Source organism: Herbaspirillum huttiense, from assembly GCF_004367745.1.
Lineage (GTDB): Bacteria > Pseudomonadota > Gammaproteobacteria > Burkholderiales > Burkholderiaceae_D > Herbaspirillum > Herbaspirillum huttiense.
In genome coordinates, this window is the sequence record NZ_CP037993.1 from 3,724,181 (window position 1) to 3,737,721 (window position 13,541).

At 62.3% G+C, this 13,541-nt stretch carries 10 protein-coding genes; 6 read left to right on the forward strand and 4 right to left on the reverse strand.

The genetic code is table 11. The annotated features are described in order from the left end of the window. Positions 1–203: 203 nt before the first annotated feature. From E2K99_RS16740 to E2K99_RS16760, 5 genes are all read left to right on the forward strand, one after another. Complete coding sequence (locus tag E2K99_RS16740) at positions 204–1,967, forward strand: allantoate amidohydrolase (RefSeq protein WP_134222939.1); 1,764 nt, start codon at positions 204–206, stop codon at positions 1,965–1,967. A 679-nt stretch (positions 1,968–2,646) separates the two neighbouring features. Next, positions 2,647–4,023 carry an 8-oxoguanine deaminase gene (locus tag E2K99_RS16745; RefSeq protein ID WP_134222940.1) on the forward strand — a complete coding sequence of 459 codons (1,377 nt, stop codon included), beginning with the start codon at positions 2,647–2,649 and terminating at the stop codon, positions 4,021–4,023. A 22-nt stretch (positions 4,024–4,045) separates the two neighbouring features. Next, complete coding sequence (locus E2K99_RS16750) at positions 4,046–5,593, forward strand: methyl-accepting chemotaxis protein (protein WP_134222941.1); 1,548 nt, start codon at positions 4,046–4,048, stop codon at positions 5,591–5,593. A 214-nt stretch (positions 5,594–5,807) separates the two neighbouring features. Further along, positions 5,808–6,302, forward strand: coding sequence for a hypothetical protein (locus E2K99_RS16755; RefSeq protein WP_134222942.1), 495 nt, complete (start codon positions 5,808–5,810; stop codon positions 6,300–6,302). 43 nt (positions 6,303–6,345) lie between these two features. Then, positions 6,346–6,777, forward strand: a complete 432-nt coding sequence (locus E2K99_RS16760; RefSeq protein ID WP_121044877.1) for a DUF2846 domain-containing protein — start codon at positions 6,346–6,348, stop codon at positions 6,775–6,777. A gap of 79 nt (positions 6,778–6,856) precedes the next feature. Here E2K99_RS16760 and pyk read toward each other — a convergent pair whose 3' ends face one another. The 4 genes from pyk to gcl form a co-directional block, all read right to left on the reverse strand. Then, the gene (gene pyk / locus E2K99_RS16765) at positions 6,857–8,275 is read right to left on the reverse strand and encodes a pyruvate kinase (RefSeq protein ID WP_134222943.1); all 1,419 of its coding nucleotides are present in this window, start codon (positions 8,273–8,275) and stop codon (positions 6,857–6,859) included. Positions 8,276–8,471: 196 nt separating this feature from the next. Beyond that, positions 8,472–9,359, reverse strand: coding sequence for a 2-hydroxy-3-oxopropionate reductase (locus E2K99_RS16770; protein WP_134222944.1), 888 nt, complete (start codon positions 9,357–9,359; stop codon positions 8,472–8,474). A gap of 42 nt (positions 9,360–9,401) precedes the next feature. Further along, positions 9,402–10,190: a hydroxypyruvate isomerase gene (gene hyi / locus E2K99_RS16775; RefSeq protein WP_134222945.1), complete on the reverse strand. Its 789-nt coding sequence runs from the start codon at positions 10,188–10,190 to the stop codon at positions 9,402–9,404. Positions 10,191–10,208: 18 nt separating this feature from the next. Then, positions 10,209–11,984: a glyoxylate carboligase gene (gcl, locus tag E2K99_RS16780; protein ID WP_134222946.1), complete on the reverse strand. Its 1,776-nt coding sequence runs from the start codon at positions 11,982–11,984 to the stop codon at positions 10,209–10,211. A 161-nt stretch (positions 11,985–12,145) separates the two neighbouring features. On the opposite strand from gcl, the gene E2K99_RS16785 reads away from it, so the two are divergent. Continuing rightward, on the forward strand, positions 12,146–13,063 hold the full coding sequence (locus E2K99_RS16785) for a LysR family transcriptional regulator (RefSeq protein ID WP_121044884.1): 918 nt from the start codon (positions 12,146–12,148) through the stop codon (positions 13,061–13,063). Positions 13,064–13,541 lie beyond the last annotated feature (478 nt).

The following is a 13,541-nucleotide window of genomic DNA, read 5'->3' on the forward strand; positions in this document are numbered from 1 at the left end:
ATGCCATCCGGGCCAAGATGTTTTAAAGTCTCATCTGCGCTGCAGTCCGCACCGGGCGGGCTTTGGCGCAGACCGTGAGACGACAGCCGCAGACAACAATCGGTGCCGACAATCCTGATTTTCATGAGGGATGTCGGCGTCGGCTTTGCGGCATCACCCATGAACACAGCGAGGGAGCCGGCGGCGAGCCGACCGGCCAGCACATGACGACGACACTGGAACACCTGAACGCAGCCGAGACTTCGGCCTTCATCGCCGCCCTGCACGGCATTTACGAGCACTCTCCCTGGATTCCCGAGCGGGCGGCGCTGCAGCGTCCCTTCCGCAATCTCACCGCCTTCAAGCTGGCCTTGCACAAGGTCGTGACCGACGCCAGCCGCGCCGAGCAACTGGGCCTGATCCGCGCCCACCCCGAACTGGCTGGCCGCGCCGCGATTGCCGGCGAGCTGACAGCCGAGTCCACGGGTGAGCAGGCCAAGGCTGGATTGAACCTGTGCAGCCCGGAAGAATTTGCCCGGCTGCAACAGCTCAATGCCGACTACAACGCGAAGTTCGGTTTTCCCTTCATCCTGGCGGTGAAGGGTCCTACTGGTGCGGGCCTGACGCGCCAGCAGATCATCGCCACGTTTGCGCGCCGCCTGCGCAACCAGCCGGAAGATGAATTGCGTGAAGCGTTGCGCCAGATCGGCCGCATTGCCGAGATGCGCATCAATGACCTGCTGGGCTATCGTCCGGCGATGGGGGCGACGGTAATGCAGTGGGCAGAAGAAATTGGTGCCCTATCGGAAGACGAAGGCGCGCTCACCTGTACATATCTCACCGAGACGCACCAGCGTACTGCCCAGCAGATTGCGCAGTGGATGCGCGAGGCGGGCATGCATGTGCATATCGATGCGGTGGGCAACGTGGTGGGGCGTTATCTTTCCACGGATCCGCAGGCCAGGACCTTGCTCACCGGTTCGCACTACGACACGGTGCGCAATGGCGGCAAGTACGATGGGCGCGAGGGCATCTTGCTGCCCATTGCGGTGGTGAAGCATTTGCATGAACGTGGCGAGACTTTGCCTTTCCATTTCGAGGTGATTGGATTTTCGGAAGAAGAAGGAGTGCGTTTCAAGAGCACCTTCCTGGGCAGCAATGCGGTGACCGGCCATTTCGACATGAAGCTGCTGGACCTGCAGGACAAGGATGGCATCAGCATGCGCGAGGTGATCACCCAGGCGGGCCATGATGTGGCGGCCATCCCGCAGATTGCGCGTGATCCGGCCGACATCCTGGGCTATGTGGAGGTACACATCGAGCAGGGACCGGTATTGCTCAATCGTGATTTGCCGGTGGGCATTGTCACTTCGATTGCGGGCAGTTCGCGCTATCTGGTGGAGTTGAAGGGAGTGGCCAGCCATGCCGGCACCACGCCGATGGACATGCGCAAGGATGCGGCGGCGGCGGCGGCCGAGATCATCCTTTATGTGGAGCAGCGTTGTTCGCAGGACCAGCATGCGGCGCTGGTGGGCACGGTGGGGCAATTGCAGGTACCGCGCGGGTCGACGAACGTGATTCCGGGTGCGTGCCAGTTGTCGCTGGACATACGTGCGGCGGTGGATGAGGTGCGTATGGCGGCGGTGAAGGACATCCTGAGCAAGATCGAGGAGATCTGTGGCCGGCGCAGCATTGATTTCAAGCTGGAGGAGACCTTGAGCGCAGCGGCTGCGCCGTGTGCGCCGTGGCTGATGGATCAGTTGCGTGCCGCGACGGAGCGTGCCGGCGTGACGCCGTTTGAGCTGGCGTCGGGGGCTGGGCATGATGCGATGGCGATAGCCAAGCTGACGGATGTCTGCATGTTGTTTACGCGATGTGGCAATGGAGGCATCAGCCACAATCCGCTGGAGACGATGACGGCGGATGATGCGGAGGTATCGGGGCAGATTTTGCTGGATTTCCTGCGCAGTTTTAAGGCGAAGCGTTAATGATTTATATGATTTAGCGTTCTGCGCGTCTTCGATACGCGGCTGTGCCGCTACTCAGTCCGAACGGGAATTTGCAGCACCGGTCCGGACGAAGCCGCAGGCGAGTACGACCGAAGCCGCAGGCGAGCAAGACAAGGGCGATGCCGCAGGCGAGCAAGACAAGGGCGATGCCGCAGGCGAGCCCGAGTTGGTGTTGGCCCCATAGAGCCAGCCGCCGCAGCGGAGCGAAAAGTGGATCAGAAGGATAGTGGGAGCGAAGCGACTCTATCCTTCCCACTTTTCGCTTCGCTGCGGCGGGGACCCTCCGCAGGAGGGCTGGCTCTTTGGGGTCGCCTTCTTTTGCTTACTTTTCTTGGCGAGACAAGAAAAGTGAGCGGCTGCCGGGCCGCTCCCGGCGCTCCGTTCCGCCCGGAGAGGGAAAAGAATTAAGCTAGAGCGCAGGAAAGCAATCCGTGCAGACTACCCAAAACACAAAACACAAAACCAGCAAAAACAGCGAAACACCAGCATTAAGCAAACCTTAACGCAACACAAAACCAGCATTAAACGGACCTAAACCCTCCCAACAACCCCACCCGTCGCAGTCGTTAATAGGGCAAGAAAGGGACTCCCCCCTGTCACCTGCGCCGACCCGCAAGTCAAACACATCAACAAGGAAGCCAAGAAGGAGTCCAACATCATGCAAGAGCAAGCAACAGGCAAGACGCTGTTGATCAGGAACGCGCGCGTCCTGGTCACGATGAACGAGGGCCGTGAAGAGATCGCCGATGGTGCGCTTTACATCCGGGGCAAGGTCATCGAGCAGGTCGGCAAGACGGAAGATCTGCCGCAAGAGGCGGACGAGGTCATTGATGCCAGCCATCACGTGGTCATCCCGGGCCTGATCAACACGCACCACCACATGTACCAGAGCCTCACGCGCGCCATCCCCAGCGCGCAGAATGGCGAGCTGTTCAACTGGCTGACCAATCTGTATCCGATCTGGGCGGGCCTGACGCCGGAGATGATCCGGGTATCGACGTTGACGGCCATGGCCGAGTTGATCCTGTCGGGCTGTACCACCAGCAGCGACCACCTGTACATCTACCCCAACCAGACCCGCCTGGACGACAGCCTGGAGGCCGCTGCCCAGATCGGCATGCGATTCCACGGAGCGCGGGGTGCCATGAGCGTGGGCCAGTCCAAGGGTGGATTGCCCCCGGACCGCGTGGTGGAAGAAGAGCCTGCCATCCTGAAGGACACGCAACGCCTCATCGAGACGTATCACGACAGCCAGCGCCACGCCATGCAGCGCATCGTGGTCGCGCCCTGCTCTCCTTTCTCGGTCTCGCGTGACCTGATGCGCGAGGCCGCCGACCTGGCGCGTCACTATGGCGTATCGCTGCACACGCACCTGGCCGAGAACGTCAACGACATCGCCTACAGCCGCGAGAAATTCAACATGACGCCGGCGGAATATGCCGAAGACTGCGGCTGGGTCGGCCACGACGTCTGGCACGCCCACTGCGTGCAGCTGGACGAGCATGGCATCGACCTGTTTGCCCGCACGGGAACGGGCGTGGCGCACTGTCCCTGTTCCAACATGCGGCTGGCTTCCGGCATTGCGCCCATCCGCAAGATGCTGGACGCGGGCGTACCGGTCGGCCTGGGCGTGGATGGGAGTGCCTCCAATGACAGCGCCCACATGCTGGGCGAAGTCCGCCAGGCCATGCTGCTGCAGCGGGTCGGCTTCGGCCCCGACGCCATGACCGCGCGCCAGGCGCTGGAAGTGGCCACCCTGGGCGGTGCCAAGGTATTGAATCGCGACGACATCGGCGCGCTCAAGCCCGGCATGTCGGCCGACGTCGTGATGTTCGACACGCGCCAGATCGCCTTTGCCGGCGCACTGCATGATCCGGTGGCCGCACTCGTTTTCTGCACCCCGGCCAACGTGAACACCAGCATCATCAACGGCCGCGTGATCGTGCGCGAGGGACAGCTCACCACCATTGACCTGGGGGCGGTGCTGGAGCGGCACAATCATCTCGCGTACCAGTTGGCCGAAGCGGCGCGCTGACATGGGCAAAGGGAAAAGCAGCATGCGTATTGCAGACATGAAAATAGGGGCGCGACTGGCGCTGGGTTTCGGTGCCGTCATGGTGCTGTTGCTGGCCATTGCGGTACTGGGCAATCTTCAACTGGGGCGACTGGCCGACGGGATCGGCCTGATCGTCAAGGACCGCTACCCCAAGACGGTGATGGCCAACACGGTACAGATCCAGGTCAACAAGATCGCGCTCGACATCCGCGACATCCTGCTCACTGATGATCCGCAACGCATCAAGGCCCTGGTCGCCGACGCCACCGCAGCGGACCGCAAGATGAACGAGTCGCTGGCCAGGCTCAAGGAGGTAGCGCGGTCCGAAGAAGACAAGCGCTACGTCGAGGCTGCCATGACCGCGCGCCAGGCCTACGTACCGGCGCGCGACAAGCTCCTGGCCCTGGCACTGGCGGGCCAGGTGGACGAGGCCAAACAATACCTGCCGCAGCAATTCATGCCGGTACAGATCAAGTACTTCATCGCGCTCGATGCCATGTTCGACTACCAGGGCGGCCTGATGGATGCAGCCGGCGAGGCCGCCACCCAGGACTCCGCCAGCGCTCGCAACATCATCAACGGCCTGGCGCTGGCTGCCCTGCTGCTGGCGGCGGGCGTGGCATGGCTGGTCTCGCGCAGCATTGCGCGGCCGCTGGTCAATGCGGTGGACGTGGCGCGGCGGGTGGCGCAAGGCGACTTGTCGGCGCGGGTCGAGGTGAGCTCACGGGACGAGACAGGCGAACTGATGATGGCCTTGAAGCTGATGAACGACAACCTGCGCAACATCGTCAGCCGCGTGCGCCTTGGCACCGACACCATCCATCATGCTGCTGAAGAAATCGCCAGCGGCAACCTGGACCTGTCGGCGCGTACCGAGCAGCAGGCAGGCTCCATCGAAGAGACCGCTGCCGCCATGGAAGAACTGACCTCCACCGTCAGACAGAACGCCGACAATGCCCGCCAGGCCACCGAGCTGGCCGGGAATGCTTCGCACATTGCGGTGCAGGGCGGTGAGGTGGTGGAACAGGTGGTCAGGACGATGGCCGACATCAATGCCTCCTCGCGCCAGATCGTGGACATCATCAGCGTCATTGATGGGATTGCCTTCCAGACCAACATCCTGGCCCTGAATGCGGCCGTGGAGGCGGCGCGCGCGGGCGAACAGGGACGCGGCTTCGCAGTGGTGGCCTCCGAAGTGCGGTCACTGGCACAACGCAGCGCCACCGCCGCCCGTGAAATCAAGGAGCTGATCAACGATTCGGTGGGCCGCATCGACAGCGGCGCCACGCTGGTACAGCAGGCCGGCAGCACCATGCATGAGGTGGTGCAGAGCGTGCAGCGGGTCAACGCCATCATTACCGAGATCAGTGCGGCCAGCCGGGAGCAGAGCAGCGGCATTGAAGAGATCCACCGCGCCATCACCCTCATGGATGAAACGACCCAGCAGAATGCGGCGCTGGTGGAAGAGGCTGCCGCAGCGGCCCAGGCCATGCGCCATCAGGCCGGACAGTTGCAGGAGGCGGTAGAGGTGTTCAGGCTCGGTGCGTGAGGTGCGGGGCGGGCAGCACCGGTTCGGCACGATCCTGGGCAACCGGCGCTGGTGCAAGCGGTGCACTGACAACTTTTGCAAGATGGATTATTATTCCTTCCGTCTTTGCTGAGCTGCGTCGGGAGCGCTGGCAGTGGCGAAAATAAAGAACTAGAAAAACAAGACATTCAACAACACAGATGTCAGGGGAAAAATGAGATTGACTGGATTGGCTTTGGCCACGGCCATCGCATTGACAGGCTGCGCAAGTCTCAAGCAGACGCTGCCGGAAAATTATCAGGGGCCGAAGGCAACCATCAAGGATTCGACCAAGCGCCACTCGTCCCAAAAAGCCGATATCTTCTACATCGATACCGTTGATGGCGAGTCAGTCCTCACTTCCCCCATGCGTACGCGTGCGGAGAACCAGGGCAAGTTTTTGTTCATGCGTGTCTACCTGATCAGCCACGATTTCCCGATCCAACCCACCACCTTGGGCATTCGCGGCGAGACGCAATATGCCGCGCCCATCCTGGCCTTGACCAATCCTGTCTATCGCGTTGAGGGCAAGGTCCAGTTCACGCCGGAAGCCGGCAAGGTCTACGTGGTCAAGGGGGAACTGGGCGAAGATTATTCCGCGGTATGGATCGAGGAAGAACAAACGCATACCGTGATCGACAAGAAGATCGAGTCGAATGGCTCCGCCAAAGCAGGCGCCATCCAGAAATAAGAAGCAAGAAAAACATCGCCATCACAACCCAAGGGGAAAACCAATGAAAGCCATGCTGTTCAGTCTCGCGCTGGTCTCAGCGCTGTCCGGTTGCGCCGTACCCATGGCCGATCCGGCCAAGGATGCACAACTCAAGGAATTCAAGATCGACAAGGACAAGAGTGCCGTCTACATCTATCGCAATGAAACCATGGGCGCGGCCGTGCGCATGGATGTCGCGGTGGATGGCGCGCCCCTGGGCCGCACGGCTGCACACACTTATCTCTACAAGGAGCTGACGCCTGGCAAGCACGTCATCACCTCCACCGCCGAAAATACCGAAACGCTGGAGATCGATGCCAAGCCGGGCGTACTGACCTATATCTGGCAGGAAGTGAAGATGGGTATCCTGATGGCGCGCAACAAGTTGCACCTGGTCGATGAAGAAGAAGGACAGGCCGGCGTCAAGGAAAGCAAGCTGGCTGAATCAAAGTAAGCCGGCTCGATGAAGCACGGCCCCTTGTGACGTTCTTCCTCCGGAACGTCGCAAGGGGCCGTTTTCATTGTATCGCCCCCTACCCCCACACCTCCGCCACCCGCAACAGATTGGTACTGCCCGGCTGCCCGAAGGGCATGCCCGCGGTGATCGCGATCTGGTCTCCCTGGCGCGCAAACCCTTCGCGCACCGCCGCCTGGCAGGCCGCGCTGACCATCTGGCGCTCGTCATGCACGGCTTCGCTGATGGTGGAATGCACGCCCCACACCAGCGCCAGCCGCCGCGCCGTGGCCAGTTGCGGCGTGATGCTCAAAATGGGCGCAGCAGGCCGTTCACGCGCCGCGCGCAAGCTGGTGTGCCCCGAGCTGGTATAGGTCACCGTGGCGCTCGCCCCGAGGATGCCGGTGACGTCGCGCAGCGCCGCGCAGATGGCGTCGGGCCGGTTGCGTTCGGGGGTAGCGTATTGGGCCTGCATCAGGGTGCGATACAGCGGATCCTTCTCCACCTCCGCAATCACCCGGTCCATCATCGTGACCGCCTGCAAGGGATAGCTGCCATTGGCCGACTCGGCCGACAGCATCACCGCATCCGATCCGTCATAGATGGCACTGGCCACATCCGACACTTCGGCCCGCGTGGGTACCGGTGCGGCAATCATCGATTCCAGCATTTGCGTGGCGATCACGATGGGCTTGCCCTGGTGGCGGCAGGCGCGCAGGATGCGCTTTTGCGTGCCCGGCACGCACTCCGGCGGCAGCTCCACACCGAGGTCGCCGCGTGCCACCATGATGGCGTCGGACACTGCCACGATCTCGTCGAGCCGCTCCAGCGCGGCCGGTTTCTCCAGCTTGGAGAGGATGGCCGCGCGGCCCGCCACCAGCGCCCGCGCCTCCAGCACATCCTCGGGGCGCTGCACGAAGGACAGCGCGATCAAGTCCGCGCCCATCTCCAGCGCGAAGTCCAGATCACGGCGGTCCTTGGCGGTCAGCGCAGGAATCGGCAAGACCGCATCGGGCACATTGACGCCCTTGCGATCGGAGACCACGCCACCATTGACCACACGCGTGCGAATGGCATGGCCATCGCTGGCTTCTACCTGCAGGCGCAGCTTGCCGTCGTCAATGAGCAGGCTTTGTCCCGCATGAATGGCCTCGAACAATTCAGGATGGGGCAGGCAGACGCGGCGCTGGTCGCCAGGGGAGGCATCACGGTCGAGGGTGAACACCTGCCCGGTTTGCAGCACTGCCCTGCCCCCGGCGAATTGGCCGATGCGCAGCTTGGGGCCCTGCAGGTCGGCCAGCACGCCGATGGGGCGGCCGACTTCGCGCTCCACCTGGCGCACGATCTGGTAACGCGCGTGATGATCGGCGTGGCTGCCGTGGCTGAAGTTGAAACGAAATACGTCAGCCCCGGCGTCGAAGAGCGCGCGGATCATCTCCGGCGTGGCGCTGGAGGGACCGAGGGTGGCGACGATTTTGGCCTGGCGTAGTCGGCGCATGGAAATCCTCTTGTTCTGGTTGGATGCATGAAAAAACCGTTCGGACTGAGTAGATCCGCAGGATCGTATCGAAGGCGCGCAGTCGTCTGTGCGCCATCGATACGCCGCATGCGCGGCTACTCAGTCCGAACGGGATGTGAAGTGAAGCCGAGGCGAAATACGCGCAGTCTCACTTCACATTGACATCATCATTCGCTCAGGCCTTGGCGATCTCGTGATTGGACAGGATCTCCACCGCCCGGCACAGCGCCGAGTGATCCATCCCCGCCAGTCCATTGGCGGCACAGGCGTTCATCAGCTCCTGGGCCGCGGCAGTATTGGGCAAGCTGATGCCCAATGCCTTGGCGCCTTGCAGGGCCAGGTTCAGGTCCTTCTGGTGCAACTCGATGCGGAAGCCCGGCGCGAAGGTCCGCTTGACCATGCGCTCGCCGTGCACTTCGAGGATGCGTGAGGAAGCAAAGCCGCCCATGAGCGCCTGCCGCACCCGTGCCGGATCGGCCCCGGCCTTGGAGGCGAAGAGCAAGGCCTCGGCCACGGCCTGGATGTTCAGGGCCACGATGATCTGGTTGGCGACCTTGGTGGTCTGGCCATCGCCGTTGCCGCCGACCAGGGTGATGTTCTTGCCCATCAGTTCGAACAACGGCTTGACATCGTTGAAGGCCGATTCCGAACCGCCGACCATGATGGTGAGCGAAGCCGCCTTGGCGCCCACTTCACCGCCCGAGACCGGTGCGTCCAGATATTGGCAGCCGAGCGCATTGATCTTCTGCGCGAACTCCTTGGTGGCGATGGGCGAGATGGAGCTCATGTCCACCACGATCTTGCCCGGCGACAGGCCTTCGGCCACGCCCTTGTCACCAAAGAGAACCGCCTGTACGTGCGGCGTATCCGGCACCATGACGATGACGATGTCGGCGCGCCGCGCCACTTCCGCACCCGACGTGCAGACGGTGGCACCGCCCTCCAGCAAGGGAGCGGGGGGATTTTTCTGGTCGTGCAGGTAGAGCTTGTGGCCGCCCTTCTGCAGGTTTTCCGCCATGGGTGCGCCCATGATGCCCAGGCCGATGAATCCAACTTTTGCCATGCTGTGTCTCCTCAAGAAAGATGAAATCCTGCTGTCATGTGTTCAGGCTGTCTGCAATCCGTGTTGCGCGATCCAGCCCAGTCCTGCAACGGTCCCGGCCTGCGGTTTGTATTCGCAGCCGATCCAGCCGCGATAGCCGATCTCCTCCAGCCAGTTGAACAGGTAGCGGTAATTGATCTCGCCGCTGCCGGGTTCACCGCGTCCGGGGTTGTCGGCCAGCTGCACGTGGCCGATCAGGGATAGGTTGGCCTTGAGCGTGTTGGCCAGTTCGCCCTCCATGCGCTGCATGTGATAGATGTCGTATTGCACGAAGAGATTGTCCGAGCCCGTGGCCAGGATCAGTTCCACCGCCTGGCGCGTGGTGTTGAGGAAGAAGCCGGGAATGTCGAAGTGATTGATGGGCTCGATCAGCAGACGGATGCCCTGCTCCTTCAGGCGCGTGGCTGCGTATTTCAAATTGCCGACCAGCACCTCGCGCGCCGCTTCGCGCGAGACGCCCGGCGGCAGGATGCCGACCAGGCAATTGAGCTGCGGCACTTCCAGCGCGCGGGCGTAGCGGATGGCCTCATCGACCCCGGCACGAAACTCCGCCACGCGATCGGGATGGCAGGCGATGCCGCGTTCACCGGCGTCCCAGTTGCCGGCCGGGAGGTTGTGCAGGACCAGTTGCAGGCGGTACGTGCGCAATTGATCGGCGATCTGTTCCGGTGCAAAGGCATAGGGAAAGAGGAATTCCACTGCACGAAAGCCGGCCTGCGATGCGGCCTGGAAGCGTTCCAGGAAAGGCTGTTCGGTAAACAGCATGGTGAGATTGGCGGCGAGTTGGGTCATGGCGGGTCTCCTTGGTTTTCAGTCGAGCAGGCTGATGGCGGTAGGCGCATCATCGGCGCGCTCGGCCAGGGGTTCGAATTCATTGATGGCATCGATCTCGGTGCCCATGGCGATGTTGGTGACGCGTTCGAGGATGATTTCCACCACCACCGGCACGCGGTACTCGGCCATCCAGCGCTGGGCCTGGGCGAAGGCATCCTGGATGGCATTGGGATCGGTGACGCGGATGGCCTTGCAGCCCAGGCCCTCGACCACGGCCACGTGGTCCACGCCATAGCCGTTCAGTTCGGGGGCGTTGATGTTCTCGAAGGCCAGCTGCACGCAATAGTCCATTTCGAAACCGCGCTGCGCCTGACGGATCAGGCCGAGGTAGGAGTTGTTGACCAGTACGTGCAGGTAAGGCAGCTTGAATTGCGCGCCCACGGCCAGTTCCTCGATCATGAACTGGAAGTCATAGTCGCCCGAGATGGCCACCACCTTCTTCTGCGGATCGGCCGCCACCACACCCAGCGCAGCGGGAATGGTCCAGCCCAGCGGCCCGGCCTGGCCGCAGTTGATCCAATGGCGATCGCGATAGACGTGCAGGAATTGCGCGGCCGCGATCTGCGACAGACCGATGGTCGCCACATAGCAGGTCTCACGGCCGAAGGCGCGGTTCATTTCCTCATACACGCGTTGCGGCTTGACGGGCGTGTCATTGAAGTGGGTGCGCCGTTGCAGCGACTTCTTGCGCTGCTGGCACTCGGCCAGCCAGGCTGAGCGGTCGGGCAGGCGGCCGGCGGTCTTCCACTCCTTGGCCACTTCGACGAAGAGCTTGAGCGCGGCACCGGCGTCGCTGACGATGCCGTAATCCGGCCCGAAGACACGGCCGATCTGGGTCGGTTCGATATCGACGTGGACGAAGGTACGGCCCTTGGTGAAGACATCGATGGAACCGGTGTGGCGATTGGCCCAGCGGTTGCCGATGCCGAGCACGAAGTCCGAGGCCAGCAGGGTCGCGTTGCCATAGCGGTGGCTGGTTTGCAGGCCGACCATGCCGGCCATCTGCGGATGATCGTCGGCAATCGCGCCCCAGGCCATGAGGGTCGGGATCACGGGGATGCCGGTGAGCTCGGCGAATTCCACGGCCAGTGCGGCGGCATCGGCGTTGACCACGCCGCCGCCGATGGTCAGCAACGGACGCTGTGCCGCGTTGAGCATGTCGAAGGCCTTCTCGATCTGGGCGCGGGTGGCGGCGGGACGATAGACCGGGAGTGGCGCGTAGGTATCGGGATCGAAATCGATCTCGGCCATTTGCACATCGAAGGGCAGGTCGATCAGGACCGGGCCGGGGCGGCCGGAGCGCATGAGGTGGAAGGCTTGCTGGAACACGCGCGGCACCAGGGCCGGTTCGCGCACGGTCACGGCCCATTTGGTGACGGGCTTGGCGATGGATTCGATGTCGACGGCCTGGAAGTCTTCCTTGTAGAGCCGGGCGCGGGGCGCCTGGCCGGTGACGCAGAGGATGGGGATGGAATCGGCCTGGGCCGAATAGAGCCCGGTGATCATGTCGGTCCCGGCCGGCCCCGAGGTACCGATGCACAGCCCGATGTTGCCGGCCTTGGCGCGGGTATAGCCTTCGGCCATGTGGGAGGCGCCTTCGACGTGGCGGGCGAGGATATGGCTGATGCCGCCGTGTTTCTTCAATGCCGAGTAGAAGGGATTGATGGCGGCGCCGGGCACGCCGAAGGCTTGCAGGCAGCCTTCCTTGACCAATACGTGCACTGCCGCGTCGACTGCTCTCATCTTTGCCATGCTCGTTCTCCAGAATGTCCGTTGGTGGATGTGTGATCGCTGGAGGCCATGCTAGTCATTACAAATCCGGATGATAAGTATCATCAGAGTCCACTGATTACTGAGCAAAAGTATGGAAACATCCAAAAAGTATTGAATTACACTCAGGCCGGGAGGGATTGATGGACAAACTCAAACAGATCGAAGCATTCGTGCTGGTAGTGGACAAGGGCAGCCTGGCGGCGGCCGCGCTGGAAGACAAGGTGACGCCGGTGATGATGGGGCGGCGCATTGATGCGTTGGAGAAGCGCTTGGGCACCAAGCTGATGCATCGCACGACGCGGCATTTGACGTTGACGGAGCAGGGCAGCGTGTTTCTGGATCATTGCCGCAAGTTGCTGGAGCAGATGGACACGGCCGAGAAGAGCATTGCCGAGGGCCGGCACAAGGCCACGGGCCATTTGGTGGTCTCGACGCCGGCGGCGTATGGGCGGCTGCATGTGGCGCCGCATGCGCCGGCGTTTTTGGCGGCGCATCCGGAGGTGCAGATTTCATTCAATCTGACGGATCGTGTGGTCGATCTGGTGCGTGAGGGGTATGACCTGGGCATCCGCATTGGGGGTGCGATTGAGCCGAGCTTTGTGGCGGTGCGGTTGGCGAGCAACCGGCGGGTGGTGTGTGCGGCGCCGGAGTATTTGCATCGTCATGGTGTTCCGCGCACGCTGGATGATCTGGCGCAGCACAACTGTCTGGCGTTCAATTTGCAGGGTGGGCAGCAGCGCGGGTGGTATTTCCAGCAGGGCGGCAAGCCGGTGATTGCCAAGGTGCAGGGCAATCTGGATTGCAACGATGGGGAGTTGTTGCATCGCTGGGCCAGTGAAGGGTTGGGGTTGGCGTGGCGGTCGACGTGGGAGATCCAGGCGCAGCTGGCGTCGGGGGAGTTGGTGACGGTGTTGGATGAGTATGCTTTGCCGCATTACGACATCATGGCGGTGTATCCGCAGCAGCGGCATTTGCCGGCGAAGACGCGGTTTTTCATTGATTACTTGAAGGACGTTTACGGGCAACAGGATTACTGGAATCGGGCGCGGAAGGTGTGAAACAGGGGACGGTACGCCTTCGATACGGCCCTGACGGGCCTACTCAGGACGAACGGGCGTCGATAAAACAAGGGCAAAACCAAAGCCGACGAAGCCGCAGGCGAGTACGGCCGAGGCCGCAGGCGAGCGAGAAAAGGCGAGGCCGAAGGCGAGCCCGTGGGGGGGGCGTCCCCATAGAGCCAGCCGCCGCAGCGGAGCGAAAAGTGGATCAGAAGGATAGTGGGAGCGAAGCGACTCTATCCTTCCCACTTTTCGCTTCGCTGCGGCGGGGACCCTCCGCAGGAGGGCTGGCTCTTTGGGGTCGCCTTCTTTTGCTTACTTTTCTTGGCGAGACAAGAAAAGTGAGCGGCTGCCGGGCCGCTCCCGGCGCTCCGTTCCGCCCGGAGAGAGGAAATAATTAAGCTAGAGCGCAGGAAAGCATTCCGTGCAGACTACTCAAGCAAGCAAACAAGCAAGCAAGTAAATAATTTCCACGAAA

Excerpts from the sequence above, each read along its gene's own strand:
- E2K99_RS16785 (WP_121044884.1), top strand. The coding sequence starts at position 12,146 with ATGGACAAACTCAAACAGATCGAAGCATTCGTGCTGGTAGTGGACAAG.
- E2K99_RS16745 (WP_134222940.1), top strand. The coding sequence starts at position 2,647 with ATGCAAGAGCAAGCAACAGGCAAGACGCTGTTGATCAGGAACGCGCGC.
- E2K99_RS16740 (WP_134222939.1), top strand. The coding sequence starts at position 204 with ATGACGACGACACTGGAACACCTGAACGCAGCCGAGACTTCGGCCTTC.
- E2K99_RS16760 (WP_121044877.1), top strand. The coding sequence starts at position 6,346 with ATGAAAGCCATGCTGTTCAGTCTCGCGCTGGTCTCAGCGCTGTCCGGT.
- pyk (WP_134222943.1), bottom strand. The coding sequence starts at position 8,275 with ATGCGCCGACTACGCCAGGCCAAAATCGTCGCCACCCTCGGTCCCTCC.
- E2K99_RS16770 (WP_134222944.1), bottom strand. The coding sequence starts at position 9,359 with ATGGCAAAAGTTGGATTCATCGGCCTGGGCATCATGGGCGCACCCATG.
- hyi (WP_134222945.1), bottom strand. The coding sequence starts at position 10,190 with ATGACCCAACTCGCCGCCAATCTCACCATGCTGTTTACCGAACAGCCT.
- E2K99_RS16750 (WP_134222941.1), top strand. The coding sequence starts at position 4,046 with ATGCGTATTGCAGACATGAAAATAGGGGCGCGACTGGCGCTGGGTTTC.
- gcl (WP_134222946.1), bottom strand. The coding sequence starts at position 11,984 with ATGGCAAAGATGAGAGCAGTCGACGCGGCAGTGCACGTATTGGTCAAG.